Below are 24,145 nucleotides of genomic sequence, written 5' to 3' on the forward strand. Positions count from 1 at the left end.
TTCGGCAGGACTGTTGGTCACGCGCGTGGCACACCTCATCGCGGGCGGCTCACCGACGGCGGAGCGCGCGGACCCGGCGCCGGACGCGACGCACCACGTTCATGGCACGTGTCCGCAGCCGCGGCCGGTTGTCGGCGATCGGCGCCTGCTTGACCATCTCCGCCATCGTCGCGACGGCGACGTCGAGGACGTCGGCGGTGGTCGGCGGCTCGGCGTCGGCGCCGGCAGCGGTGGCCACCTCGAGATCCGCGAGGTCCCCGGAGACGGCGTAGCCGCGCGACCGGACCGCCGCCACCATGTCGTCGGCGGCACTCGCCGCCCACACACGTTGCTCGGCACTGAGCCCCAACGGCGCCCCCTCGGCGCGTTTCAGGATCTGGATGACCTGACCCTTCACCACCCCGTCGTAACGACTCCAGTGCACATCCGACGGCTGCAGATGGTGGTTGAGTCGTCGCAGGTATTCGGCCTGCGCCGCCGGCAACGACGAGTTCAGGTTCGGCACCTCCATCGTCAGCGGCCCCGGATCGACCTCGAGCACCCGCAGGAATCTCTCCCAGATCGATTCGCCGGGCGTGTCGCGCCGGGTCGGCACGGTGACGAGATGCACCCGTTGCGGCCCCACCGCGTCGGCCCAGTCGGCGAGGATCCGCACATAATCCTGGAACTCCCAGAACGGCTCCTCCTCGCCGGCGTCGGTGGGCGCGACGAAGCCCGGCACCGCCGGTCCGTGATCCCGCACCGACGCCAGGAACTCGGCGAAATCGGCGCGCCGCTGGTTCTTGATGTTCTCCTGCCACACCGAGGGCAGCTGCCTCGCCAGGTCGCGGACTGTCGCGATGACGTGGATCTCATCGGCGAAGGAGAGGTCCGACATCAGTGTGCGGATGTGCCGCGGCGTGGCCGTTGCATAGAGCTCATGCGACAGCAGCGACTTGCCCGGCCACGCCTTCATCTGTCCGAGGAGGGTGGGCCACGCGTCGTCGAAGTCGGGGTTCACCCAGTCCAGGTAGCGCTCGGGCTGCAGATGGGTGGCGGCGTGGAAGTGGTCGGTCATGCGATTGCCCGGATACAGCAGACCCGACGACCGCAACGCCAGGTCACGGTTGCGCCAGAGGCGGTCCTGGAGGTGGGTGGTGCCGGTCTTGGGCAGGCCGATGTGAACGAAGACGACTGACATGATGATGGCCAGCCTAGTGGGCGGGGTCGACGATTTGGGCGGGGTGGCAGCCTACTGGTAAAGTCGATCGCTGTCGCAGAGTCGACGTGATCCAACGGGTTCACGGCATCAGACCTGCTGGAGACGAAACAACTACCGACCAGATCAAGAGGGAATACACGCGTGGCCAACATCAAGTCGCAGATGAAGCGTAACCGCACCAACGAAGAGCGCCGTCAGCGCAACCAGTCGGTGAAGTCGTCGCTGCGCACCGCGATCCGCAGCTTCCGCGAGGCCGTCGACGCCGGCGACAAGGACAAGGCCGCCGAGCTGTCGCGCACCGCCGGCCGCAAGCTCGACAAGGCCGCCTCGAAGGGCGTCATCCACGCCAACCAGGCCGCCAACAAGAAGTCGGCGATGGCACTCGCCGTCAACAAGCTCTGATCTGCTGAAGTCTTTCAGTTCACCCCGGTGACGCCCACGCGGTCACCGGGGTGAACTGCGTTGTCCGGGCGCCGGGCGCAGATCCGCCACGGTCCCGACGGCGTTCGCGAGACTGAAGGCCGGGTCGGCAGCCTGGCCTTTGACGTCGCCGTTGAGTTGCGCGACGACCTGGATCGCGGCCGCGATGGATGCCGAATCCCAGGCGCGTGCCTGCGCCTGCACCTTCTTGACCCGACGCGGGGGCATACCCAGTTCGGACGCGGCCGCGTACTGATCCATCGATCCGATCGCCCGGACCCGGGCGATCGCGTGGACCGCCTCGGCCAGCGCATCGGCGAGCAGCACCCGTGGGACGCCGTGGTGCTCGGCCCAGGCCAGCGACTCCAGCGCGCCCGGTCGGTCGCCGGTCACCGCCTTGTCGGCGACCTCGAACCCGGTGATCTCCGGGCGGCCCTGATAGTAGAGTCGGACCGCGTCGACGGTCACCTTTCCGTCGGTGTCGGCGACGAGCTGGGCGCACGCCGCGGCCAGTTCACGCAGCTCGGCCCCGACCCCCTCGACGACCTGCTCCACCACGTCGTTGCTCACCCGCGCACCGAGTACGCGGAATTCTCGGCGTACGAAATCCATCCGCTCCGACGGCCATCTGGGTGCCGCACAGTCGTGCTCGGTCGCACCCGCCTTCTGCAACGCGGGCACCAACGACTTCGCGCGGCCGCCGCCGGTGTGGATCACCATCAGGGTGATGCCGTCGGGCAGTTCTCCGGCCGCCTGCGCGATCAATGCAGCGGGCTCCTTACCCGCCTCGGCCGCCGATTCGACGACCACGACCCGGTCCTCGGCGAACAGCGACGGACTGAGCAGTTCCGCCAATTCGTGTTCGGTGACGTCCCCGGCGCGCACCCGCGTCACCGGGACATCGGTGCCGGCCGCCGCCGCCTGCGCCGAGGTGATCGAGCTGATGACCCGACCGGTCAGGAAGTCGTCGTCTCCGAGCAGCAGATGCAGGCGTTCACTCACGACGCCAATGCTGCCAGACCACGCCGACAGCACCGAGGGCGCACGCGGTCACCATCGTCACCGCCAACGCCCCGACCGCACCGGACGGAACAGTGATCGCCGCCCACGACTGTCGGCCCAGCACCCGGGCGCACGTGAGCATCCACCACAACTCCGGCGCCAGCGCGCGGATCATCAACTCCGCGCACACCGCACCCAGGCCGTCGGCACCACCCAGCGCACCCACCACCGCGGCCGCGGTCCCGCCGATCGCGATCAGCCCGACCACCGGCGCCACCGCGATGTTGGCCGCCAACCCGACGACGCTGAACCGGCCACTGATCATCGCGACAACCGGTGCGGTGATCAGTTGCGCCACCAATGCCATCGCCGTCAGCTCGGCAAGCCCGGGCGGCACTCCCCACCCCCGCAACCGATCCCGCACCGGCGCCGACCACAGCACCAGTCCCGCCGTCGCGATCACCGACAGGGCAAAACCCGGATCGGCCGCCAGCTCGGGCCACCACAACAACCCGATGACGACCGCCGACCCGAGCGCCGGCAACGCCTGCGCCCGCCGCGATCTGACCAACGCCAACAATCCGATCAGGCCCATCATCGCCGCGCGCAACACACTCGGCGAGGGACGGACCAGGATCACGAAGGACACCACCACGATCGCGCCGACCACAACGGTCACCCGCGGGGATGCCCCGAGCATCCGCACCGCCAATACCACAGCCCCACAGACGATGGCGAAGTTGGCGCCCGACACCGCCACCAGATGCGTGAGCCCGGCGGTGCGGAAATCGGTCCGCACATCCGCATCGAGGCCGCTGGTGTCGCCGAGCACCAGGCCGGGCAGCAAACCGGCGGCGTCCACGCCGAGAGCACGTGCGGAGATCTGTTGCAGCCGTTGACGGATGAATGTCGCCAATCGCTGATGTGGCGGCGGTCGGCCGGACAGATGCGGAGCGGACACCGCGGACAGGCGCGCGACGAGCAACTCACCCCGGCGTGGCGGTCTCACCCGAACAAGGGCCGAGAAGGGTTGCCCGACAGATAGTTCTGCCCATGTCTCGCTCGGACCGGTCAACTCCGCAGTCGCCGGGGCGACCGTCAGCCCCGCCATCTCGGTCACGTCGATGCGGATCCGAACGCGCGACGACGCGGAGCCGAGAGTCATCGCATCGTCGCGGATCACACCCGCGATCCGCGCCTTGCCATCGGCCTCTGCCAACGGATGCACCGCCGCGGTCTCCAGACGCAACGCCATCGCGCCGGCGGTCACCGTCGCCATCCCCGAGGCGATCACCACCAGCGACACCGCGGTCCACGTCACCCGCACGCGCAGGATGGCGAGCACGGCGATTGCACATATCAGCGCACCCCCGCCGATCACCGGCCACACCGACCAGCGAGGGCCGTACAGGATCAGCAACGTCACCGCCCACGTGGTCAGCCCCGGGACCACCAATCGGTAGTCGCCGCCGGGCACGACGTCACGTGCCACGCGCCGAACGCTCACACCGTCACCAGATCGCGCAGTCGAGCGAAGCGGGCGGGTCCGATCCCGTCGACCTCGGCGAGTTGGTCGACCGATGTGAACCGACCGTGGGTGTCACGCCAGGAGATGATGGCCTGCGCGGTCACCGGCCCGACGCCGGGCAACTCGTCGAGCTGCGCCTCGGTCGCGGAGTTGAGGTCCACCTTCCCCGACGATGACCCCGGGTCCCCCGATGCACCGGATTGCGCTGCCGACGCCTGACCACCGGCTCCGACGACCGCACTGCGCAGCGCCATCCGCCCACCATCACCGCCATAGCCGACCAACACCTGGTCGCCGTCATTGAGGCGCTGTGCGAGGTTCAGCGACAACAGATCTGCCCCCTTGCGCGCTCCGCCGGCTCGTGCGATCGCATCGGCCACGCGCGCCTCGGCAGCCAGCCGCACCAGCCCGGGCCGATGCACCAGACCCACCACACTGACCACCACCTCGGCCGCCGACGCCGTTGCCGGCGCATCCGAGGTGGTCACCCCGCCCGCGGCGGACGGCCCGGCAGTCGCGGGAAATGCCACCGTCGTCGGTGTGTCCGTCCCGCCACGCAGGAGCGAGAACCCGGCCACGGCACACGCCGCGATCCCCACCAGGATCAGCGCGATCGCCGCCGGCGGCGCGACCAGGAAGCGGCGCCGTGGCTCGTCGTCGGACTCGTCGGCGTCGACGTCGCCGAACCGTTCACCGACACTCATCTGCTGCCCGGCGCGCTCCGCATCGTCGACCGGGGTGAACCACGTGGGGACGGCCGTCACTCCCCACGGACCGCCGACCCCACCCGAATCGTGCTCCTCGGCGATGGAATCACCATGCAGCGTATTGTCTTCCGACTGCGCGGTGGCCGTCGTCGGCGCACGGGTGTCAAGTCGGTCGAGACCGGATCGACGACGGGACGAGGTTGTGCTCATGCCCGTGGAGGCTATGGCCGATCGGCGGCCGAAAACGGCGCGAGCCCGACCTGGGTCGGCGATCTGTGGATCACCCAGCGGCTGTGGAGTCCGCTGCGGGCGCCGTCAGACCTCGATCGGCTCGAGGTGAGTCGCGAGGGTCACCCCGATGGCGCCCGGCCCCACGTGGCAGCCGAGGACGGGCCCGAGATCCACCATCACCCGGGACGTCACCTCACGTAGGCGACCGGCCAGGTCGTCGGCGAATTCCGTTGCCAGATCGGCAGATTCGCAGTGCTGGACGCCGAGGATCACCGGCCGGCCGGCCGCCGATTCGACCGCCGCATCGGCCATCTTGTCCAGCGCCTTGGAGAAGGTGCGGTGGCGTTCACGCAACGTCAGCATGCCGTCGACCATGTGCAGGATCGGCTTGATCGACAGTGCCGAGCCGAGCATCTTGCTCGCGGCGCTGATCCGGCCGCTCTGCCGCAGGTTCTCGAGCTGATGGACGCACAGCATCGAGTCGATGGTGGCGGCCTGCCGGATGGCGGACTCGTAGACGCGGTCACGGTCGGCGCCCGTGTTCGCCGCCTGGGCCGCACCGATCGCGGTGAAACCGACGGCCAGCCCCACCGATCGGGAATCGACGATGCGGACCTGCCCGGAGAACTTCTCGGCGGCCAGGCGACCGGCGCTCCACGTGCCCGACAGCCGCCGGGACATGTGCACCGCGACGACCCCGTCGCCGTCGCTGTCGGCCAGCGCCTGTTCATAGACCTCGCCGAGTTCGTGCGGGTTGGCCCCCGAGGTCGTCACGCCGGGACGGGACACGATGTCGGCGGGTACGTCGTCGACGCCTTCACGATAGTCCTCGCCGTCCACGGTCAGGTGCAACGGCACCTGACGGATGCCGTAGTGGTCGGCGATCTCGGCTGGTAGGCGCGAGGAGGAATCGGTGACGACGACGACTGGCACGGGTCTACGTTAGCCGGTCGATTTCGGGGTGGTCGGGGGCGGCGTCGGCAGCATCGAGGGCGGGGCCGGCCAGCGCGTTGCGCACCGCACCGATGACCTCGCCGGCGATCTGCCGATGGCACTCGAATCCCCAATGGATGCCGTCCGGGTTCATCGTGTCGGGTCGCTGCCCGAACGCATCGCAGGTGACCGGATAGAAGTCGGCGATGGGCAGCGCGTGGTGGCGACCCCAGCGGAGCATGGCCGCTGTGGTCGGTACCCGCCCGGCGTGCACGTACCCGTAGTACGGACTGCGGTGGGTCGGCGGCAGGCACAGCACGATCGGCAGATCGGGCCGCAACTCGGCGAGCGCCGCCCGGATCTTCTCCAGATAGTCGACCGTGACCGCCGGCGGCAGCGCCACCGGCCACCCGACCTTCGACAGTCGGGGCTGCAACCACGAGTAACCGTCGCGCACCACCTGGCGCAGTCGCGCCGGTCGCACATAGCGGATCTGCTCGCGCAGCGCGGTGGGCAGCGGCGACGGCAGGCTGTCCATCCCGCCGAACGCCAGCACCACCACCTCGGCGGTCGGCACCGCCGCCCAGATGTTGGGATCCTGGATCAGGGCCCACCAGACATCGCGACTGGTCCAGCCGATCCGGCCGAACAGCGCGACGTCACGGTCGCATGCCGCCCCCACCAGCGACGGCCAGATCCGAGGGTCGTCGGCGGGCAGTCCACCGGTCGGTCCGTAGTAGGCGAGTGAATCCGACAGGATCAGGATCGTCACTGCACGCCCGCGTCGGCCACCTCGGCCGAGGCGTTCCAGACGTCCAATCGCCACCGTGGCGCACTGCCGGGCACGCCGTGGCCGGACAGTTGCACCCAACTGGTGTTCGCGAGCCCGCCGAACACCGGCCACGACCTTCGATCCAGGTCCAGCAGCGCCGCGGTCATCGCGGCGATGACGCCGCCGTGCGCGACGAGCACCACCGGGGCCTCGGGCCGTTCGCCACTGCCCCAGCCGTCGACGATGTCGACGAGCTCGTCCACCAGCGGGGTGGCCCGGGTGGCGACGTCGATTCGGCTCTCGCCGTTCGGTGGCGCCCAGGCGGCGTCGTCGCGCCAGATGCGCCGCGCCCCCGGCATCTCGGCATCGACCTCGAGGTGGGTCATGCCCTGCCAATCACCGAGATGGGTCTCGCGCAGCCGTTTGTCGGTGGTCACCGTGAGCCCCGTCCGTCGCGCCAACGCCTCGGCGGTGTCGCGGGCGCGGGTCAGATCGGAGGACAGGATGCGCATCGGTGCGCGATCGGCCAACGCGACCGCGGCGTCCTCGGCCTGGCGGCGGCCCAACGTCGACAGCTCGGTGTCGAGCTGTCCCTGCATCCGGCTGGTCGCGTTGTAGTCGGTCTGCCCATGACGCAACAGGATCAGCCGACGCACCACCGGGGTGAGACGTTCCACAGAAGTGTCGTGGCTGTCCGGACCGCCGCTCATGCGAGGCCGTCCACGTCGATCACCGGGCAGTCTTTCCACAACCGTTCGAGCGCGTAGAACTGCCGTTCGTCGGTGTGCTGGATGTGTACGACGATATCGGCGTAGTCGATCAGTGCCCACCGGCCCTCACGGGTGCCCTCGCGTCGAACGGGCTTGTGGCCGGCTTCGCGCAGTTTGTCCTCCACCTCGTCGACGATCGCGGTGACCTGCCGTTCGTTGTCGGCCGACGCGATCACGAAGATGTCGGTGATGACGAGCTGTTCGGAGACGTCGATGACCGTGACGTCGTGGGCGAGTTTGTCGGCGGCGGCGTGTGCCGCCACGGTGGCCATCTGCAGCGCTTCGGCTGAGGCAGTCACTGGAGTCCTTCCGTCGTGGAGTGGTGCGGTGTGGTGCGGCGGAGTGCGATCAGGGCGCGGACACCCCTGGCGAGGACGCCTTCGGCGCGCGGTACAGCTTGCGTTTGGCGATGTACTGGACGACGCCGTCGGGGACGAGATACCAGACCGGCCGGCCGCGCGCGGCACGGGCACGGCAATCCGTGGACGAGATCGCCAACGCCGGGATCTCGAGCATCTGCAACGTGTCCGGCGGCAACGAACCGAGATGCTGAGCAAGATGCTTGGCGTGCAGTTCGTAGCCCGGGCGGCTGACACCGATGAAGTGCGCGAGTTCGAACAACCCTTCCCAGTCCTGCCAGGACAGGATCGACTCCAGTGCATCGGCGCCGGTGATGAAGAACAGCTCCGCCTCGGGATGGAGTGTGCGTAGGTCTCGCAACGTGTCGACGGTGTAGGTGTCGCCCTCGCGTTCGATGTCGACGCGACTCACACTGAAGCGCGGATTGGATGCGGTGGCGATGACCGTCATCAGGTAGCGATCCTCGGCCGGGCTGACCGCCCGGGTCGCGTCGATGACGTTGCCGGCCTCGTCCTCGCCCAGCTTCTGCCAGGGCCGTCCGGTCGGGACAAAGATCACCTCGTCCAGGGAGAACCGGTGGGCGACCTCGCTGGCGGCCACGAGGTGACCGTTGTGAATGGGATCGAAGGTGCCACCCATGATGCCGATGCGGCGTGCGCGCGGTCGCGTGGACGTCTGCCCGTCGGTGGCCATGACGTGTGAGTTTACGCGGTCGACCACGCGGCACCCGGCGAGCCGCTGCAGATCACACCGGCAGCAGGTCGGCGATCACCCGACCGAGCTGGGTGGCGTTGCGGCACTCGAACATCTCGATGGCCTCGGCGTACTCGGTCGCCGCCGAGTCTCCGGTGCCCCAATTGCGCTGGGCCTCGGGGTTCAGCCAGTAGGCGTGCCGGGCTCGGTCGACGAGCTCACGAAGAGCTTCCAGACGCGGATCGTGGTAGTTGTTGCGGGCGTCGCCGAGGATCAGCAGCGCACCGCGGTGAGTCAACGACTCGACGTAGTCGTCGACGAAACCCTTCAGCATGTTGCCGTAGTCGGAGTGTCCGTCGCGGGTGCTGATCCGGGCGGTGGTGATCATCCGGTGCATGCTGGTCCCGAAGTCCTCGTCGTCGGCGCCCCGGTCGAAGAAGTCGGTCACCTCGTCGACGGTGTCGACGAACGCAAACACCCGGACCTTCGAGAACTGTTGACGCAACGCGTACACCAACCGCAGCGTGAACTGGGAGAATCCTGCCACCGAACCCGAAACGTCACAGATCACGGTGAGCTCCGGACGCCCCGGGCGGGGCTTGCGGTGGGTCAGCTCGATCGGCACACCGCCGGTCGACATCGATGCCCGCAACGTCTTGCGCACGTCGACCGCGCCGCGATGCGATCGACGACGACGAATCTCCAACTTGGCCGCCAGCAGCCGGGCCAGCGGCTCGATCGTGCGTCGGATCTCCGCGAGATCCGACGCACCGGCCGACAGGAAATTGATGTTCTCCGGCAGCTGTGGGACCGCGTACTCCGCGACCCGTTCCCGCCCCTTGGCACCGGCCATCCGCCGCTGTGTCTCCGACTCGATCGCAGCACGCAGGTCGGCCGAGCGAGCACGTGCGGCACTGCGATACCGAGGCTCGGTACCGGCCCGATCACCGAGCGAGTCGTCGCCATCACCGCCGGCCATCGCGGCCGCGATCCGCGCGATCAGCGTCTGCGGACTGATCTGCGACAACGCCTGATAGGCCGAGTACGCCTCGCCGCGGGTGGAATCGTAACGTCCGAGCTGGTCGACGATGAGCGCCACCATCTGCGCGAGCCGCGCGTCCGCATCGGGCGACTCGTCGGCGAGCAACTCGGCCAGCTGGTCGCGGATCGCCTCCACATCCACCTCGCCGTCGGACGTTCTCGGCAATTCGGAGACCGCGGTGCGCGCGCCGGTGCCCAACGGAAACCACAGGTCGAAGACGGTGTCGAACACCCGGCGATGCATCTGATCACTGATCAGGGTGGCGGCCAAGCCCTCACGCAACGTGCGACGGTCGAGGAGATCGAGCACCTCCACCGCTTGGGCCGCATCGATGAGCGACGACGGCCCGACGACGATGCCGCGGGCCCGCAACTCGTCAACGAAACCGGTGAGATGATCGATCAGCGGCACCTCGGGCGCCACAATCTCCGCCGCGCCGGCCATCAGCCCAACTTGAGTTCTTTGAACGCGGTCTTCAGGTCCGGGCGGTGCTTGAGCACCACACCCAACGTCCGGGCGATCAGCCCGTCGTCAAGCGTCGCCCCGGCGCCACCGGTCGATTCCCCTGCGCCGAGCGCGAGCAGGGTGTTGCCCCAGTCGATGGTCTCGGCCACCGACGGCTTCTTGCGGATGTCGAGTGCGCGCAGCACACCGACGACGCGGACCAGTTCGGCTGCGAGCGCCTCCGGCAGCCCGGGCACCCGCGAGGCGAGGATCTCACGTTCGCGGGCGGAGTCGGGGAAGTCGATGTAGAGGTACAGGCAGCGACGCTTGAGCGCCTCGGAGAGGTCGCGCGTCGCATTCGAGGTGAGGATGACAATCGGGCGGCGAGTCGCCGCCACCGTCCCCATCTCGGGAATGGTCACCGCGAAGTCGCTGAGCACCTCGAGCAGCAGCCCCTCGACGTCGACGTCGGCCTTGTCCACCTCGTCGATGAGCAGCACCGTCGGTTCGGATCTCGAGATGGCGCGCAGCAGCGGGCGCGGCAGCAGGAACTCGTCGGAGAAGATGTCGCTCTTCGCCTCGTCCCAGTCGCGGGTGCCGGTGGCCTGGATGTGCAGGATCTGCTTGGCGTGGTTCCACTCGTAGAGTGCCCGGGCCTCGTCGATGCCCTCATAGCACTGCAGCCGGATGAACTCGGCGTCGGTCGACTGCGAGATCGCCCGCGCCAGTTCGGTTTTGCCGACGCCGGCGGGGCCTTCCACCAGGAGCGGTTTGCCGAGCCGGTCGGCCAGGTACGTCGACGTGGCAGTGGCGTCGTCGGCGAGATAGCCGGTGTCGCGCAGCCGTGTGGTGACGTCGGCGACGTCGGTGAACGATGGCACGGTGGTGGGCCCGCCGGTCGCGGCGGTCGTCTCGGCCATTAGGCGGGCCTGATGTGGCCGTCGCCCCAGACGGTCCACTTCGTCGAGGTGAGTTCCGGCAGCCCCATCGGACCGCGCGCATGCAGTTTCTGTGTCGAGATGCCGATCTCGGCACCGAACCCGAACTGCTCACCGTCGGTGAACGCGGTCGACGCGTTGACCATCACCGCCGCCGCATCGACCCGCGAGGTGAATTCCCGCGCGGCGGCCAGATCGGTGGTGACGATCGCCTCGGTGTGACCGGTCCCCCAGGTGTCGATGTGGGCGACCGCCGCATCCAGGTCGTCGACGACCTTCATCGCGATGTCCATCGACAGATACTCTTCGGCCCAGTCCGTGTCCGTCGCCGGCTCCATACCGGGTTCATCACCGTGGATCACCACGCCCTGCGCCTGCAGGGCCTGCGAGATCTTCGGCAACGCGTCGGACGCCACGGCCTTGTCGATGAGTACCGTCTCGGCGGTGTTGCAGACGCTGGGCCGACGGGTCTTCGAGTTCAGCACGATGCGGGTGGCGACATCGAGATCGGCGAGCGCATGCACGTAGACATGGCAGTTGCCGGTGCCGGTCTCGATGGTGGGCACCGTCGCATTGGCCACGACCGCGTTGATCAGTCCCGCGCCCCCGCGCGGGATCACGACGTCGACGAGGCCACGCGCCCGGATCAGCGCGGTGACGCTGGAACGATCCTCGCTCGGCAGAAGTGCCACCGAATCGGGGTTGACCCCCTGGTCGCGCATCACCTCACGCAGAATCCGGACGAGCTCCGCGTTCGAGTTCGCCGCCGATGACGAACCGCGCAGCAGGACCGCGTTGCCCGACTTGAAGGCGATGCCGAACGCATCCACGGTCACATTCGGCCGTGCCTCGTAGACCATGCCGACCACACCGAGCGGCACCCGCAACTGACGCAGTTCCATACCGTTGGGCAGCGTCTTCCCGGACACCACGGTGCCGATCGGATCCGGCAACACGGCCACCTGGCGAAGCCCGTCGGCAATCCCGGTGATGCGCTCGGGGGTCAGCCGCAGACGGTCGATCAGGCTGGCCTCGGTGCCGTCGTTGTCCGCACGGGTGATGTCGGCCGCATTCGCGGCCAGAATTGCCTCACTGTCGGCCTCGATCGCCTCGGCCGCCGCGAGCAGCACCTCGTTCTTGGCGGCGGTCGTCAACCCGGCCAGGGCACGCGACGCGACCTTGGCGGCCTTGGCCAGACCCGTGACAACCTGTTCGACATCGGTCGCCACCACGCCCGAATCGGCGGTGGGTGCACTCATGGAATCCTCGACTTCGCCTGCGGAAACATGTCGCCCACCAGAGTAGCGGTGCGCCCGGAAGCGCCCCAATCCCGGCTGTTGCGCCGATCACGATCGTGGCGTACCCTCGAACGTGAGTTCGAATCAATCGATCGGGGGGTCGATGTCGGTGGACGTGTCGGTTGTGACGCCGGGTAACGCCGAACCTGCTGCAGAGACGCCGGCTGCGCCCGACTTCCTGCGCTCCACGCTGGATTCGGTTGCATCGCTTGCCGTAGCCGACACCGAGGCCGACGCGACACGACGCCTGACGCTGCTCGAGGAGATCAAGTCGGCCTGCGCTGCCGCGCAAGTGCGTGAGACGGCGCGACTCGAGGAGTTGCGGGACGCCGACGAGCAGATGCGCAACGTACCGGCATCCCGGCGCGGGCGCAGCCTGTCGGCAGAGGTCGGTCTCGCCCGGAAGGTGTCCCCGCGAAAAGGCAGTCAATACCTGGGTTTCACACGGGCTCTCGCCCACGAGATGCCGCACACGATGCGGGCGTTGACGTCCGGGACGCTCACCGAGTGGCGTGCCACGATCCTGGTCCGTGAAACCGCTTATCTGACAAAAGAAACCCGAACCGAGATCGATCGACGCATGTGCGCCGATCCGGCCGTCCTGGACGGCGTCAGCGATCGCGCACTCGAGGCCTCGGCCAAAAAACACGCCTACGAACTCGACCCACACGCCGTGGTCGCGCGATCGGCCCGGGCGGAGAAGGACCGCCGCGTCGGGGTACGCCCGGCCCCGGATCTGATGACGAAACTCTCGGCGCTGCTCCCCCTGAAACAGGGAGTCGCCGTGTATGCGTCACTCAAAGCACATGCCGACGCGACGGTCGGGGGTGACGACCGGACGCATGCGCAGATCATGGCCGACACGCTCGTCGAGCGGGTCACCGGCCAGTCCTCCGCCGAGAAGGTGCCGGTGTCGGTGAACGTGGTCATGTCCGAACGCACCATGCTCACCACCAGCGACGAGGCCGCGGAGATCCCCGGGTTCGGTCCGATCCCGAGCAGCCTGGCGCGACAGATGATCGCCGAAGGTACCGACGAGGCGACGAGATCGACGCTGCGACGATTGTTCGCGCGACCACGCGACGGCACGCTGGTCTCCATGGACGCGCGGTCCCGCACGTTTCCCAAGGCGCTGGCACACTTCATCGCCATGCGTGACCGATTGTGTCGCACACCGTATTGCGGAGCACCGATAGCCGAGACCGATCATGCGACACCGCATCGACACGGTGGCGCCACCACCGATGTGAACGGCGACGGGGCCTGTCGCGCCCACAATCTGGCGAAGGAGGCCGACGGCTGGCGATACACGGTGGTGGAAACGTCCGGGGGACACCGGATGGAGATCCATACACCGACCGGCGGCACTCACCTGTCGGCAGCGCCACCGGCCGTCGGTCATGTCCCGGACACCACGAGCGTGGTGGAGTCCCGTCTCCTCGCGCTGCTCAACGCTGCGTGAAACCCTGGTGCCATGAGCAATCTCGTGGCGCTGATGGCGGCGACCTTCCTGGCCTTCGTCAACTACGCCGCGCTGCTTCCCGTGGTGCCCATGTGGGCGTCGAGCGGTGGCGCCGGGAGCGTGGTGGTCGGCGCCACCACCGGGGCGATGATGGCGGCCACCGTACTCACACAACTCTCCATGCCGTGGTTGTTCCAACACGTCTCCCTCCGCACCATGATGGTGCTTGGCGCAGTCCTCCTCGGTGTCCCGACGGCGCTCTATCCGCTGGCGACCGAGGCCGCCCCGATCGTGCTGATCAGTGTGATCCGTGGCGTTGGATTCGCTTTCATCGTGATCGCCGGGGCGGTGATCGTGGCCGACCTCGCGGGCCCCGGAAAGCTCGCCTCCTATTCGGGTTATTACGGTGCCGCTGCGGCGCTCCCGAACATCGGCGCTCTGGCCGGCGGCGTGTGGGCCGTCGACGTGCTGGGCTACGACCTCGTGTTTTATGTGGCCGGTGCTGCGAGCCTGGCGGGCACTGTCACGGCCTGCTGGCTTCCGGGCGGGGTGCACGGGCGTTTCCAACGGCCGTCGGTGTCCGATGTACGGCCGATCACGGTGCCCATCATCCTGTTCGTGATGGTCGCGGGGTCCTTCGGCGCCGCCACCACATTCCTCTCCCTGTCCGGGCCGGATGCGGTGACAGTCGCCGCCGCACTGCTCGCGGCGTCCATCGCATTGGTGATCGGACGGCTGGGCGCAGGATTCCTCGGTGACCGCCACGCAGCCGGACGATTGCTGGTGGTGTCGGTGCTCGTCGCGGCCCTGGGTTGCACGATCATCGCGATATCTCTCGGCGGACCCGCCTGGTCACTCATCCTCGGGGCCGCGTTACTGGGCGTCGGTTTCGGTTCGTGTCAGAACGATTCGTTCGTGGTGACCGTTCAACGTCTCGGTGCCGAACGCAGCGGCACGGCGAGCATCATCTGGAACATCGCCTACGACGGCGGCCTCGGGCTCGGTGCCGTCGGATTCGGTTGGTTCGTCGCCCGACTCGGGTATGCAGAGGCCTTCCTGACGATGGCCGCATCCATCGCCGTGGTGACCCTCGCGTGCGCACGGTTCGTTTCTACTCGACCGCAGCACACGACCGCAGGACCGCAGCCATGACGTCGTGTGAGGGGCGGTCGACGGTCAGGCGATATCCGGCCATCACCATCACGAACTGGGTCACATACTGGCAGTGGAAACCTCGGTTCGGCGGCAGCCACTGCGCCGGGGCCTGATCGGATTTCGTGAGATTCGACGCGGCATCCACGGCGACCAGGTTCGCGGGATCGTTGGCGAGATTCGTCCGCATGGTCACCGGCCACGACCATGCACCCATATCCCAGGCATACGCGAGTGGCACGATGTGATCGATCTGCACATCGCCCGCGCGTCGGTCCCGCCGGAACACGATGAAGTCCCCGGTGTAGGGGCTGCGGAACTCACCGCCGGCCACCGCATTCGGACAGCTGTCGACCATGGATCGGCGCAGATCTGTGAGATCTCTCGCCAGGACGTCGTTTCGGGTGTCGCATCCGTTGCCACCACCGAGCACGGTTGCGGCGTCGGTCCACGCCGCGCCGAACGCCGCACGCCGGTAGTCCGACCGTGATGGGCGACCGTCGGTCACCGTAAGCTCCGCCAACCGCACCAACGCCGCACGCGCGTGGCTGCTGACCGCCGGATCGATCGACAATCCACGTCCGGCCGTCAGCACTCCCCCGGCCACGATCACCGAGGTCAGCACGCCGCCGACGAGCATCACCCACCACCGCACCGGCCACCCTGCACGCGCCCCCATGGGATTTGGACGCCGTGGCCCCGCGGACGGTTCCGTCAGGACTTGTCGAGGTACTTGACCTTGTTGGGCACCAAGACGGCGTCGACGAGGTCGGCGAGCGGACGATGATCGGCCAGCGGCAGATCGGCGCCCACCACCTCGTCGGCGAGTTCGCGGGCATCGGCGATCACATCGCCGTCCTCCAGCAAGGACAAGAAGTGCAGCGAGGAGACGCCGCCGGACTGCAACGAGCCGAGCACGTCTCCTTCCCTGCGCTGCTCGAGATCCACACGGGCGAGTTCGAAGCCGTCGGTCGACGCCTCGACCGCTCGGAGACGTTGCATCGACTGCGAGATATCCGGCGCCGAGGTCATCAACAGACACAAGCCGGGGTGTTGGCCGCGGCCGACACGACCGCGCAGCTGATGCAGCTGACTGACCCCGAATCGCTCCGCATCGACGATGACCATCATCGTGGCGTTGGGGACGTCCACACCGACCTCGATGACGGTGGTGGAGACCACCACGTCGATCTCACCCCGACCGAACGCGTCCATGATCGCGTTCTTCTCGTCGCCGGGAAGCCGACCGTGCAACATCTCTATCCGGTGTTCGGCGAGGGGACCGCCCAGCAACTCGGCGTACTGGTCGACCACGGACGTGCTCTTCGGTTCCGATTCGGCAGTGCCTGCCTTCGGCTTCTTCTTGGCGTCGGGATCGTCACCGATCCGTGAACACACCACATACACCTGGCGTCCCTGCGCGATCTCCTCGGCCGCCCGCGCCCACGCGCGGTCCACCCAGGTCGAGTTGCGCATGGGCACCACCGTCGTCTTGATGGGTTGGCGACCCGTGGGCAACTCGGTGAGCACCGAGGTGTCGAGGTCGCCGAACACCGTCATCGCGACCGTGCGCGGGATCGGGGTCGCGGTCATCACCAGGAAATGCGGCATCAGACGGTCTTTTCCCCTGCCGCGCAACGTATCCCGTTGTTCAACGCCGAATCGGTGCTGCTCGTCCACCACGACCATACCCAGGTCGAAGAACGCCACGTTCTCCTCGAGAAGGGCGTGGGTCCCCACCACGATGCCGGCCTCGCCGGTGACCACGTCCAGCAGGGTCTGACGCTTCCCCGCGGTCTTCATCGACCCGGTCAGCAGCGCGATCTTCGTCGCCCCCTCCGCCGCGGTCAACTCGCCGGCTTCCGCGAGATTCCCGAGCATCGACGTCATCGTCCGGTAGTGCTGTGCGGCAAGAACTTCCGTCGGTGCGAGGATCGCGCACTGATGCCCGTTGTCCACCACCCGGAGCATCGCGAGCAGGGAGATGAGAGTTTTACCGGAACCGACCTCACCTTGCAGGAGGCGACTCATCGGGGTGTCCCGACCCAGATCCTCCGCGATCTCGGCCACCACGTCCTTCTGCCCGTCGGTCAGCGTGAACGGCAGACGCTCGCGCAGTCGGTCCTCGAGGCCGTTGTCGACGTGCGGGCACGGCGGACCGTTCTCGGTGCGGCCGGCGATCCGACGTTGGGCCAGCACGGTCTGGATGGCCATTGCCTCGTCGAACTTCAAGCGCGCCCGCGCGGACTCGATGTCATCGTCGGTGTCGGGCAGATGCACTTTGTGCAGAGCCTCGGCCGTGCTGATCAGCCCGCGCGATGTCTGCTGCTGGTCGGTGAGGGCGTCGGCCTGCGCGCCGCTGCGCTCGACCGCGGCCAGTGTGCGCGCAATCGCCGCCCAGATGGTCCAGGTCTGGATGTCCTTGGTGGCCGGGTAGATCGGGATGATCGACCGATCCACCAGAGCCTCCGCTGCGGTGTTCCCCGACTCGTCGAGCGACTCCGCCTCCGCGCCCAACATTTCCGCCAGCATCGCCGAGCCGACCACCCCGTCCACGCCCGCCTCGCCATCGGGCAGCACCGCCCACTGCGGGTGGGACAACTGGATCTGCCCGCGGAAGAGTTTCACCTTGCCCGCCATCAGCACCCGGGCCCCCGGTTTGATCCGATGCTGGATGAAGCGGGCGTTGAAGAAGTTGGCCACGTAGGTGTAGTCATCGTCGGTCACGGTGACCTTCAGGAACTTTCCCGAGCGCTTCTTCATCGGGATCATGGCGGCGCTGTTGACGCGGCCGACGATCGTCAGCCAGTCGTCTTCGACGGGCAGCTCCTGGTTGGAGAACTGACCTTGCCGCACATATCGGCGCGGCGCGTAGCGCAGCAGCTCGCCGACGGTGACGATGCCGAGGGTCTCGATCTGCGCGACGACCTTGGGGCTGAGCACCGTGTCGAGGCCATCGGCCATCGCGACCATCACTCGACCCCCACCTGCAGCAGCTGATCGGGTTGACCGGTGCGGTAGATGGCGAGCTCCACACCCGGATAGCTGCGGCGCATCTGTTCGGTGAGCGCGTCCAGCGCGGCGTCATCGACGCCGGAACCCGCCATCACCGTGACCATCTCGCCGCCGGTGGCGAGCATCAGGTCGACCAGTGCGGTCGCCGCTCCGGTCTGGTCGGCGGCGATCACCAGGACGTCGGACCCGATCATGCCCAACACGTCGCCCACCTCACAGGTACCGGCGAGTGTCATGATCCGGCTCTCCGCGCGCACCAGCGAACCCCATCGGGTGCCGGCGGCCGCCTCGGCCATCGCATAGGTGTCCGGATCGGGGGCCTCGGTGGGATCGTGCACGGCCAGCGCCGACAGGCACTGCACCATCGACGACGTCGGCAGGAACACCACCGAACGCTGCGCCGAGCGCGTGGCCGCCGTCACCGACACCAGATCCTGCGAACTCAGTTTGCCGTTGGCCATCACCACCACGTGTGCACTGTCGGTCCCGCGAATCGCCTCGGTGAGGGCCTCCGGCGCGAGTCCGCCGTCGGCGCGCAGTACCGCGGCCCCGGCCTCGGTGAACAGTTCGTCGGCGCCCTCGCCGGTGACCACCGCGACCACCGCACGCTTGTGCCGGGGCGGCGGCTCGGCCGTGTCGACCTGGGCGTGGATCGCATCGAGAGCGAAACAGCTGATCCGGACCTCGGCGATCGGGCCACGCATCGCGCCTTCCTCCACCGCCCGGCCGGGATCACTGGTGTGCACATGGACCGAGAATCGTTCTCCACCAGACGAGCTGTCGCCCACGATGACGACGGAGTCACCGATCTCGTTGAGAACCTGGCGCAACGAGCCAACCTGCTCGCCGGCGGCACCGTCGAGCGAATACATCACCTCGAAGTCCATGTCGCTGCCGCCGGTGCACGCATCGTTGCCCTGATGGCCCGGGATGCCACCGCCGATCAAGATGCCGCGATAGCGGCGCCGGCGTTGTGCGACACCGGTCAACACCGCGACCATGGCGTCGGCCAGCGCGAGAAAACCCCGCCCACCCGCGTCCACGACGCCCGCCTCGGCGAGCTCGGGCAGCTGCTCGGGCGTGTGTTCGAGCGCTTCCGCGCAATCGTCGGCGACCGCACGGGCCAGATCGCCCGCCGATTCCGAGAGATGCGATGCGGCGGTTTCGGCGGCGGTGCGGATCAGGGTGAGGACGGTACCCTCACGAGGGTCGCTGACCGCACGAACGGCCGCCAGCGAACCGAGCCGCAGGCCCGCCGCCCACAACTGGTTGAAGGTCATCTGCGTCTCGTCGGCCATCAGTTCGGCGGCGTCGGCCAGACCGATCAGCACCTGCGAGAGGATGATGCCGGAATTGCCCCGGGCCTGGGCGATCGCTGCGTCGGCCATCGCCCGCGCCACCTGCGCGGTACCCGCGTCCTCGGACAGCGGGGCGAGGCCGTCGGCTGCGGCCTGCATCGTGAACAGCATGTTGCTGCCCGTGTCGGAGTCCGGGATCGGGAAGACGTTCAGGTCGTTGATCTCGCCGCGCAGGGTCTCGAGTCCCTCGACCGCGGTATGCGCCCAATCCCGCAGGAGCTGCGGATTCATCGTCTTGATGAGACCACCGTCGAACACCGACTCCATGTAACCCCTTACCGTTGGCAGCGACGATGGCCGTTGGCCGGATGTGTTCGAGGTTACCCGGGCACCACGATTTGGCCCGGTCGGGTCGATGCGGCTATTCTTGCAGGGTTGCCTTGCAACTGTGCCCGTCGACGCAGGTCGCCGATCGTGGAACTGCGGGCAGAACACGACCACTTTCATCAACACAAGGGAGTTCGACGATGGCTGCCGTCTGCGACATCTGCGGCAAGGGACCGGGCTTCGGCAAGTCGGTGTCACACTCGCACCGCCGCACGAACCGCCGGTGGAACCCGAACATTCAGTCGGTGCGCGTCGAGGTCGCGCCGGGGAACCGCAAGCGCAAGAACGTGTGCACCTCCTGCCTGAAGGCCGGCAAGACCGCTCGCGTCTGACGCTTCCGGCGGCTGGCGCCATCGGCGTCGGCCTCGAATCGACATCCACACTGCACCCGACTCCCCGAGCGAACACTTGCTCGGCCCTGGGAGTCGGGTCTTTGTGCGTTCCGGCTAGAGTCTGCAGACCATGACCGCCGACTCTGTCACCGCACCCACAGCCGAACCCGTCACCGACAACGACGGCATCCTGACGATCGCGATCTCGTCCTCGGCCCCGGGCAATCCACTCAATGACGACGCCCTGGCCGCCGGCGCCGCCGCGCTGCGCGAGGTCGCTCGCGGCGAGCGCCGGGTCGGTGTGATCCTGCTCAAGGGTCCGGGCGCGAACTTCTGCGCCGGTGGCAACGTCCGCGACTTCGCCTCCGCCGCTCACCGCCCCACCTTCCTGCGCGAGATCGCCGACAATTTTCACGCCTTCATCAACGCCCTGCACGAGGCCGAGCGACCGGTGGTGGCGGCGGTCAAGGGCTGGGCCGCCGGGGCCGGAATGAGCATCGTCACCCACGCCGACGTCGCGATCGGTGGCCCATCGACCAAGATGCGACCGGCCTACCGCGGTATCGGGCTGTCTCCCGATGGCGGGATGACGTGGACGCTGCCCCGTCTCGTCGGCGCGGCTCGCGCCCGTCAGATCATCCTCACCGACCCGGTCATCGACGCCGAAAAGGCACTCGACTGGGGGTTGTTGTCCGAGATCGTCACCGACGACGAAGTCGACGCCGCGGCACTCGCGGCCGCGGCCAAGATCGCATCGGGTCCGTGGCAGTCCGACGCCGCCGCGCGCGCATTGCTCACCCGTTCGGCCACGTCCACCCTGGGCGATCAGCTCGCCGCGGAGGCCCGGTCGATCTCGGCATTGTCCGCATCACCGGAGGGGATCGAAGGCGTCGATGCCTTCGTCGCCAAGCGCAAGCCGGACTTCGGCTCCGCCCGCAACGCCTGACCCAGCTGACGTCAGGCCTCGGGCAATCGCCAATCGATCGGGTCGGCTCCCAGATCCTCCAGCGCCTCATTGGCTCTGCTGAACGGTCGGGAACCGAAGAAACCTCGGCTCGCCGACAACGGTGACGGATGAGCCGACTCGATCACCGGCACGTCGGGCAGCCACTTCGCGAGTCCGGCGGCGTCACGCCCCCACAGGATGGCCACCAGGGGGTCGGCAGCGCGGGCGACCAACGCCTTGATCGCACACTCGGTGACCTGTTCCCAGCCCTTCCCGCGGTGCGATGCGGGTGCTCCCGGGGACACGGTGAGGACCCTGTTCAACAACAGCACGCCGGATTTCGCCCACCCAGTGAGATCCCCGTTGGCGGGCGCCGGGTAGCCGAGGTCCGCGGAGTACTCGCGGTAGATGTTGGCCAGCGACCTCGGAATCGGCGACACCTCGGGCGCCACCGAGAAACTCAGTCCCACCGCATGACCGGGCGTCGGATACGGGTCCTGCCCGACGATCAGCACCCGGACGTCGGCGAACGGATCGGTGAATGCCCGCAACACGTTCTTGCCGGCCGGCAGGTAGCCACGTCCAGCCGCGTTCTCCGCGCGCAGGAACTGCCCCATCGCGCTGATGACCGGTTCGACCGGCGCCAACGCATCGGCCCAGCCGGGGTCGATCAGATCCGACAGGGGTTTGGCGCCGGTACCGTCGGACGCGGGTGTGGGTGCACTCATCCGATCCTCCGCAGCGATTCCCGGAAATACTTGGCGTTCTCGAAGTACATCTCGACGTTGAGATCGACGTGTCCTTCCGGCACCTGGAATCCCTCCCGGATCCTGGCCGGCACACCCAGCGCCATCGCCCGGTCCGGCACCGTGAACCCGAACGGGACCACCGCGCCGGCACCGACGACGGCACCGCTGCCGATCGTGGACCCGTTGAGCACCACCGACCCGGACGCGATCAGGCAGTGGTCGCCGATTGTCGCGCCCTCGATGTGCGCGTTGTGACCGACCACGCATTCCGCACCGATCACCGTGGCATCGATCGGTGTGCAGTGGATGATGGTGCCGTCCTGGATGTTGGTGCGGCGCCCCACGGTGATGGTCCCGGAGTCGCCGCGCAGCACCGCGGTCGGCCAGATCGACACCCCGTCGCCCAGCGTCACGTCGCCGATGACGACGGCATCCGGATGAATGTACACATCGTCGCCGACGGTGGGTTCACGTTCACCGAGCGCATAGATAGCCATCCCCCGAATCTAGGGCATGCCCGATCCGGCCTCACGATCCGAACGACTGCCAGCCCTGCAGATCCTGCACCGTTCGACCATCCACCCACACCGCGGTGCCGTCATGGACCTCGCCGATCGTGGTCCACCCGGGCGGCACCGAGCCCGCCGCGAACGACCCGAGCAGTTCGTGGTCCTCGCCGCCGGTTACCGTCCAGTCACGGAGATCCACACCGAGACGCTCAGCGGCAGAACGCATGTCGTCACTGACCGGAATCCGGTCGCCGGCCACGGACAGTTGCACTCCCGACGCCGCGGCCATGGTGATCAATTCCTCCACGAGGCCATCGGAGATGTCGGTCATCGCATGCGCACCGGCGCGGGCCGCGGCGGGCCCCTGAGTCAGATCCGGCGCCGGGAGCCGATGTGCGGCGACGAGACCGGAGAATTCGGTGAGCAGTTCGTCGGTCCCACGTCGCTGCGCGTCGAGCAGCAGCGCCAGTCCGGCGGCACTGGCGCCCAGGGCACTGCCGGTGACGGCGAGGAGGTCTCCTGGCCGCGCACCGCCGACCACGATGGGTGTCGCACCGTCGAGCGCACCCACGGTGGTCACGGTGAGCACCACCTCGTCGGCGCCCACGAGATCGCCGCCGAGGACCCGGCCGCCGAGCCGGTGGGTCGCGTCGAGGATTCCGGCGTTCATGTCGAGCACGGTGCCGACGGTGGTGTCGGGGGGACAGGCGATCGACACGACCGTGCCCGTCACGCGACCACCCATCGCCGCGATGTCGGCGGCGCTCTGCACCACCGCACGCGCTCCCACGGTGCGCGGATCCGACCAGTCGAATCGGAAGTGCCGACCGGCGACCGCGGTGTCGGTACTGATGACCGTGGGCCCACCGCTGTCGATCACCGCCGCATCGTCTCCGGAACCGATGACGACGTCCGGTGGCCGGTGGGTGACGTCCAGCGCACGTGATGATCGTGTCAATTCGGCTATCAGTCGCCGCTCCCCGACCTCGCCGACAGTTCTCGATCGATCGACCGGATCCCGGGCATCTCCGACGGACACCACAACTCCTCGATTCGCTTCCAGTCGCGCTTGGACGGGGTTGTCAGCGACAATACTGACACCGGGTCGACAGCCGGACTCCGGTACAGACGAGAGGATGGGCGTGGTTCAGGCATACATTCTGATCCAGACCGAGGTCGGAAGGGCCGCACTGGCAGCGGCAACGATCGCGGAGATCTCCGGCGTCGCCACATCCGAAGAGGTCAGCGGACCCTACGATGTCATCGTCCGCGTGGACGCGGCCGACGCGACGCACCTGACGGAGAACGTCGTGCCACAGATTCAGAAGGTGGACGGCATCACCCGTACTCTCACCTGCCCCGTGGTGCAGTCCGCGCACTGACCGGCCGACGGTCGCAGCGTCTCCGGGTCCGGTCACTAGTGTGTTCGTCGTGACCGACGACGACCAGACCGGCCCGAGACTGAGTCCGGCACTCATCGCCACCCTGGTGGCCATCCCGGCGATGGTGATCGTCGGCTTCATCACGTTCGCGGCGCTGCGTCCGGAACCCACCACCCCGATCGAGGACTACGCATCCGGCGAGCCGTCAGCGGCCGAGTGCGCCACACTCGTCGACGCGCTGCCACAGACCTTCGACGGATTCGGCGACAAGCAGGTGGAGGGCACCACGGTGACGTGGCCGTCGGACGGCGACACCGATCCGGTCACCCTGCGATGCGGTATCTCCCGTCCCGACGAACTGTCGCCGACGAGCAACCTGCAGGTGATCAACCCGGTCCAGTGGTTCATCACCGATACCGTCGAGGGTGCCGGACAGGCATACGTGTGTGTCGACCATCGACCATATGTGGCGATGTGGATTCCCGAGAACGCCGGCAACGCACCCATCACCGACGTCAGCGCGGTGATCGACCGGACGTTGCCGCGGGCACCGCTCGACTTCGGCTGATCCCGG

The 24,145-nt window shown here is 68.0% G+C and carries 25 protein-coding genes; 7 read left to right on the forward strand and 18 right to left on the reverse strand.

The window, feature by feature from the left end; genetic code table 11:
* Positions 1–49: 49 nt before the first annotated feature.
* The gene (locus NWF22_RS00930) at positions 50–1,180 is read right to left on the reverse strand and encodes a sulfotransferase family protein (protein ID WP_160901026.1); all 1,131 of its coding nucleotides are present in this window, start codon (positions 1,178–1,180) and stop codon (positions 50–52) included.
* 162 nt (positions 1,181–1,342) lie between these two features.
* Here NWF22_RS00930 and rpsT point away from each other — a divergent pair, with 162 nt between their 5' ends.
* Positions 1,343–1,603: a 30S ribosomal protein S20 gene (gene rpsT / locus NWF22_RS00935; protein ID WP_160901025.1), complete on the forward strand. Its 261-nt coding sequence runs from the start codon at positions 1,343–1,345 to the stop codon at positions 1,601–1,603.
* Between the two features lie 42 nt (positions 1,604–1,645).
* Here the strand turns inward: rpsT and holA are convergent, their stop codons facing one another.
* The 11 genes from holA to NWF22_RS00990 form a co-directional block, all read right to left on the reverse strand.
* Positions 1,646–2,623: a DNA polymerase III subunit delta gene (holA, locus tag NWF22_RS00940; protein WP_160901024.1), complete on the reverse strand. Its 978-nt coding sequence runs from the start codon at positions 2,621–2,623 to the stop codon at positions 1,646–1,648.
* Positions 2,616–4,115 (reverse strand): ComEC/Rec2 family competence protein, encoded by a 1,500-nt coding sequence (locus NWF22_RS00945; RefSeq protein WP_258321284.1) that lies wholly within the window; start codon positions 4,113–4,115, stop codon positions 2,616–2,618. The genes holA and NWF22_RS00945 overlap by 8 nt, the downstream gene beginning before the upstream one ends.
* 11 nt (positions 4,116–4,126) lie before the next feature.
* Positions 4,127–5,068, reverse strand: coding sequence for a ComEA family DNA-binding protein (locus tag NWF22_RS00950; RefSeq protein WP_160901023.1), 942 nt, complete (start codon positions 5,066–5,068; stop codon positions 4,127–4,129).
* 105 nt (positions 5,069–5,173) lie between these two features.
* A complete protein-coding gene (locus NWF22_RS00955; protein WP_160901022.1) occupies positions 5,174–6,022 on the reverse strand; it encodes a DegV family protein in 849 nt (282 codons plus the stop codon).
* Between the two features lie 4 nt (positions 6,023–6,026).
* Positions 6,027–6,794 carry a diglucosylglycerate octanoyltransferase gene (octT, locus tag NWF22_RS00960; RefSeq protein ID WP_160901021.1) on the reverse strand — a complete coding sequence of 256 codons (768 nt, stop codon included), beginning with the start codon at positions 6,792–6,794 and terminating at the stop codon, positions 6,027–6,029.
* Entirely contained in the window at positions 6,791–7,504 is a 714-nt protein-coding gene (locus tag NWF22_RS00965; RefSeq protein WP_160901020.1) for a histidine phosphatase family protein, read from the reverse strand. The genes octT and NWF22_RS00965 overlap by 4 nt, the downstream gene beginning before the upstream one ends.
* Entirely contained in the window at positions 7,501–7,863 is a 363-nt protein-coding gene (gene rsfS / locus NWF22_RS00970; RefSeq protein WP_160901019.1) for a ribosome silencing factor, read from the reverse strand. The genes NWF22_RS00965 and rsfS overlap by 4 nt, the downstream gene beginning before the upstream one ends.
* 49 nt (positions 7,864–7,912) lie before the next feature.
* Positions 7,913–8,617, reverse strand: a complete 705-nt coding sequence (gene nadD / locus NWF22_RS00975; RefSeq protein WP_160901018.1) for a nicotinate-nucleotide adenylyltransferase — start codon at positions 8,615–8,617, stop codon at positions 7,913–7,915.
* Between the two features lie 52 nt (positions 8,618–8,669).
* Positions 8,670–10,103: a vWA domain-containing protein gene (locus tag NWF22_RS00980; protein ID WP_160901017.1), complete on the reverse strand. Its 1,434-nt coding sequence runs from the start codon at positions 10,101–10,103 to the stop codon at positions 8,670–8,672.
* Positions 10,103–11,023 carry an AAA family ATPase gene (locus NWF22_RS00985; protein ID WP_202398193.1) on the reverse strand — a complete coding sequence of 307 codons (921 nt, stop codon included), beginning with the start codon at positions 11,021–11,023 and terminating at the stop codon, positions 10,103–10,105. The genes NWF22_RS00980 and NWF22_RS00985 overlap by 1 nt, the downstream gene beginning before the upstream one ends.
* Positions 11,023–12,300, reverse strand: a complete 1,278-nt coding sequence (locus NWF22_RS00990) for a glutamate-5-semialdehyde dehydrogenase (protein WP_160901015.1) — start codon at positions 12,298–12,300, stop codon at positions 11,023–11,025. Before NWF22_RS00990 ends, NWF22_RS00985 begins: the two co-directional genes overlap by 1 nt.
* Before the next feature lie 112 nt (positions 12,301–12,412).
* On the opposite strand from NWF22_RS00990, the gene NWF22_RS00995 reads away from it, so the two are divergent.
* Both NWF22_RS00995 and NWF22_RS01000 read left to right on the forward strand, forming a co-directional pair.
* Complete coding sequence (locus NWF22_RS00995) at positions 12,413–13,801, forward strand: HNH endonuclease (RefSeq protein WP_258321285.1); 1,389 nt, start codon at positions 12,413–12,415, stop codon at positions 13,799–13,801.
* A 12-nt stretch (positions 13,802–13,813) separates the two neighbouring features.
* On the forward strand, positions 13,814–14,953 hold the full coding sequence (locus NWF22_RS01000; RefSeq protein ID WP_160901014.1) for an MFS transporter: 1,140 nt from the start codon (positions 13,814–13,816) through the stop codon (positions 14,951–14,953).
* On the opposite strand, the gene NWF22_RS01005 is transcribed toward NWF22_RS01000, so the two are convergent.
* From NWF22_RS01005 to fakA, 3 genes are read right to left on the reverse strand one after another with little or no spacing between them, the layout of a single operon-like run.
* Entirely contained in the window at positions 14,913–15,632 is a 720-nt protein-coding gene (locus NWF22_RS01005; protein WP_202398192.1) for an HNH endonuclease family protein, read from the reverse strand. The two genes, NWF22_RS01000 and NWF22_RS01005, sit on opposite strands and share 41 nt — an antisense overlap.
* A gap of 35 nt (positions 15,633–15,667) precedes the next feature.
* Positions 15,668–17,926: an ATP-dependent DNA helicase RecG gene (gene recG / locus NWF22_RS01010; protein WP_160901457.1), complete on the reverse strand. Its 2,259-nt coding sequence runs from the start codon at positions 17,924–17,926 to the stop codon at positions 15,668–15,670.
* Positions 17,926–19,593, reverse strand: coding sequence for a DAK2 domain-containing protein (gene fakA, locus NWF22_RS01015; RefSeq protein ID WP_233750886.1), 1,668 nt, complete (start codon positions 19,591–19,593; stop codon positions 17,926–17,928). Before fakA ends, recG begins: the two co-directional genes overlap by 1 nt.
* Positions 19,594–19,793: 200 nt before the next feature.
* Between fakA and rpmB the strand changes: the two genes are divergently transcribed.
* The gene (rpmB, locus tag NWF22_RS01020) at positions 19,794–19,985 is read left to right on the forward strand and encodes a 50S ribosomal protein L28 (RefSeq protein WP_124706538.1); all 192 of its coding nucleotides are present in this window, start codon (positions 19,794–19,796) and stop codon (positions 19,983–19,985) included.
* 130 nt (positions 19,986–20,115) lie between these two features.
* Positions 20,116–20,931 (forward strand): enoyl-CoA hydratase/isomerase family protein, encoded by an 816-nt coding sequence (locus NWF22_RS01025; RefSeq protein ID WP_160901013.1) that lies wholly within the window; start codon positions 20,116–20,118, stop codon positions 20,929–20,931.
* A gap of 11 nt (positions 20,932–20,942) precedes the next feature.
* Here NWF22_RS01025 and NWF22_RS01030 read toward each other — a convergent pair whose 3' ends face one another.
* Genes NWF22_RS01030 through thiL form a run of 3 tightly spaced genes read right to left on the reverse strand, consistent with a single transcriptional unit; the run spans position 20,943 to position 23,228 of the window.
* Positions 20,943–21,659, reverse strand: a complete 717-nt coding sequence (locus NWF22_RS01030; protein WP_160901012.1) for a uracil-DNA glycosylase — start codon at positions 21,657–21,659, stop codon at positions 20,943–20,945.
* The gene (locus tag NWF22_RS01035) at positions 21,656–22,177 is read right to left on the reverse strand and encodes a gamma carbonic anhydrase family protein (protein ID WP_160901011.1); all 522 of its coding nucleotides are present in this window, start codon (positions 22,175–22,177) and stop codon (positions 21,656–21,658) included. Before NWF22_RS01035 ends, NWF22_RS01030 begins: the two co-directional genes overlap by 4 nt.
* A gap of 31 nt (positions 22,178–22,208) precedes the next feature.
* Positions 22,209–23,228 carry a thiamine-phosphate kinase gene (thiL, locus tag NWF22_RS01040; protein ID WP_258321286.1) on the reverse strand — a complete coding sequence of 340 codons (1,020 nt, stop codon included), beginning with the start codon at positions 23,226–23,228 and terminating at the stop codon, positions 22,209–22,211.
* A 97-nt stretch (positions 23,229–23,325) separates the two neighbouring features.
* On the opposite strand from thiL, the gene NWF22_RS01045 reads away from it, so the two are divergent.
* Together NWF22_RS01045 and NWF22_RS01050 are read left to right on the forward strand one after the other, a co-directional pair.
* Positions 23,326–23,571 (forward strand): Lrp/AsnC ligand binding domain-containing protein, encoded by a 246-nt coding sequence (locus NWF22_RS01045; RefSeq protein ID WP_160901009.1) that lies wholly within the window; start codon positions 23,326–23,328, stop codon positions 23,569–23,571.
* A 49-nt stretch (positions 23,572–23,620) separates the two neighbouring features.
* Positions 23,621–24,139 carry a DUF3515 domain-containing protein gene (locus NWF22_RS01050; RefSeq protein ID WP_258321287.1) on the forward strand — a complete coding sequence of 173 codons (519 nt, stop codon included), beginning with the start codon at positions 23,621–23,623 and terminating at the stop codon, positions 24,137–24,139.
* Positions 24,140–24,145 lie beyond the last annotated feature (6 nt).

Source organism: Gordonia mangrovi, assembly GCF_024734075.1.
GTDB classification, from domain to species: Bacteria; Actinomycetota; Actinomycetes; order Mycobacteriales; family Mycobacteriaceae; genus Gordonia; species Gordonia mangrovi.

Bases quoted from the DNA above. Each gene is read 5' to 3' on its own strand.
- NWF22_RS01005 (WP_202398192.1), bottom strand. From the start codon at position 15,632: ATGGGGGCGCGTGCAGGGTGGCCGGTGCGGTGGTGGGTGATGCTCGTC.
- fakA (WP_233750886.1), bottom strand. From the start codon at position 19,593: ATGGAGTCGGTGTTCGACGGTGGTCTCATCAAGACGATGAATCCGCAG.
- NWF22_RS01035 (WP_160901011.1), bottom strand. From the start codon at position 22,177: ATGGCTATCTATGCGCTCGGTGAACGTGAACCCACCGTCGGCGACGAT.
- rpmB (WP_124706538.1), top strand. From the start codon at position 19,794: ATGGCTGCCGTCTGCGACATCTGCGGCAAGGGACCGGGCTTCGGCAAG.
- recG (WP_160901457.1), bottom strand. From the start codon at position 17,926: ATGGTCGCGATGGCCGATGGCCTCGACACGGTGCTCAGCCCCAAGGTC.
- NWF22_RS00930 (WP_160901026.1), bottom strand. From the start codon at position 1,180: ATGTCAGTCGTCTTCGTTCACATCGGCCTGCCCAAGACCGGCACCACC.
- NWF22_RS01000 (WP_160901014.1), top strand. From the start codon at position 13,814: ATGAGCAATCTCGTGGCGCTGATGGCGGCGACCTTCCTGGCCTTCGTC.
- NWF22_RS00990 (WP_160901015.1), bottom strand. From the start codon at position 12,300: ATGAGTGCACCCACCGCCGATTCGGGCGTGGTGGCGACCGATGTCGAA.
- NWF22_RS01045 (WP_160901009.1), top strand. From the start codon at position 23,326: ATGGGCGTGGTTCAGGCATACATTCTGATCCAGACCGAGGTCGGAAGG.
- NWF22_RS00965 (WP_160901020.1), bottom strand. From the start codon at position 7,504: ATGAGCGGCGGTCCGGACAGCCACGACACTTCTGTGGAACGTCTCACC.
- NWF22_RS00950 (WP_160901023.1), bottom strand. From the start codon at position 5,068: ATGAGCACAACCTCGTCCCGTCGTCGATCCGGTCTCGACCGACTTGAC.
- NWF22_RS00985 (WP_202398193.1), bottom strand. From the start codon at position 11,023: ATGGCCGAGACGACCGCCGCGACCGGCGGGCCCACCACCGTGCCATCG.
- nadD (WP_160901018.1), bottom strand. From the start codon at position 8,617: ATGGCCACCGACGGGCAGACGTCCACGCGACCGCGCGCACGCCGCATC.
- NWF22_RS01025 (WP_160901013.1), top strand. From the start codon at position 20,116: ATGACCGCCGACTCTGTCACCGCACCCACAGCCGAACCCGTCACCGAC.
- NWF22_RS00980 (WP_160901017.1), bottom strand. From the start codon at position 10,103: ATGGCCGGCGCGGCGGAGATTGTGGCGCCCGAGGTGCCGCTGATCGAT.
- NWF22_RS01030 (WP_160901012.1), bottom strand. From the start codon at position 21,659: ATGAGTGCACCCACACCCGCGTCCGACGGTACCGGCGCCAAACCCCTG.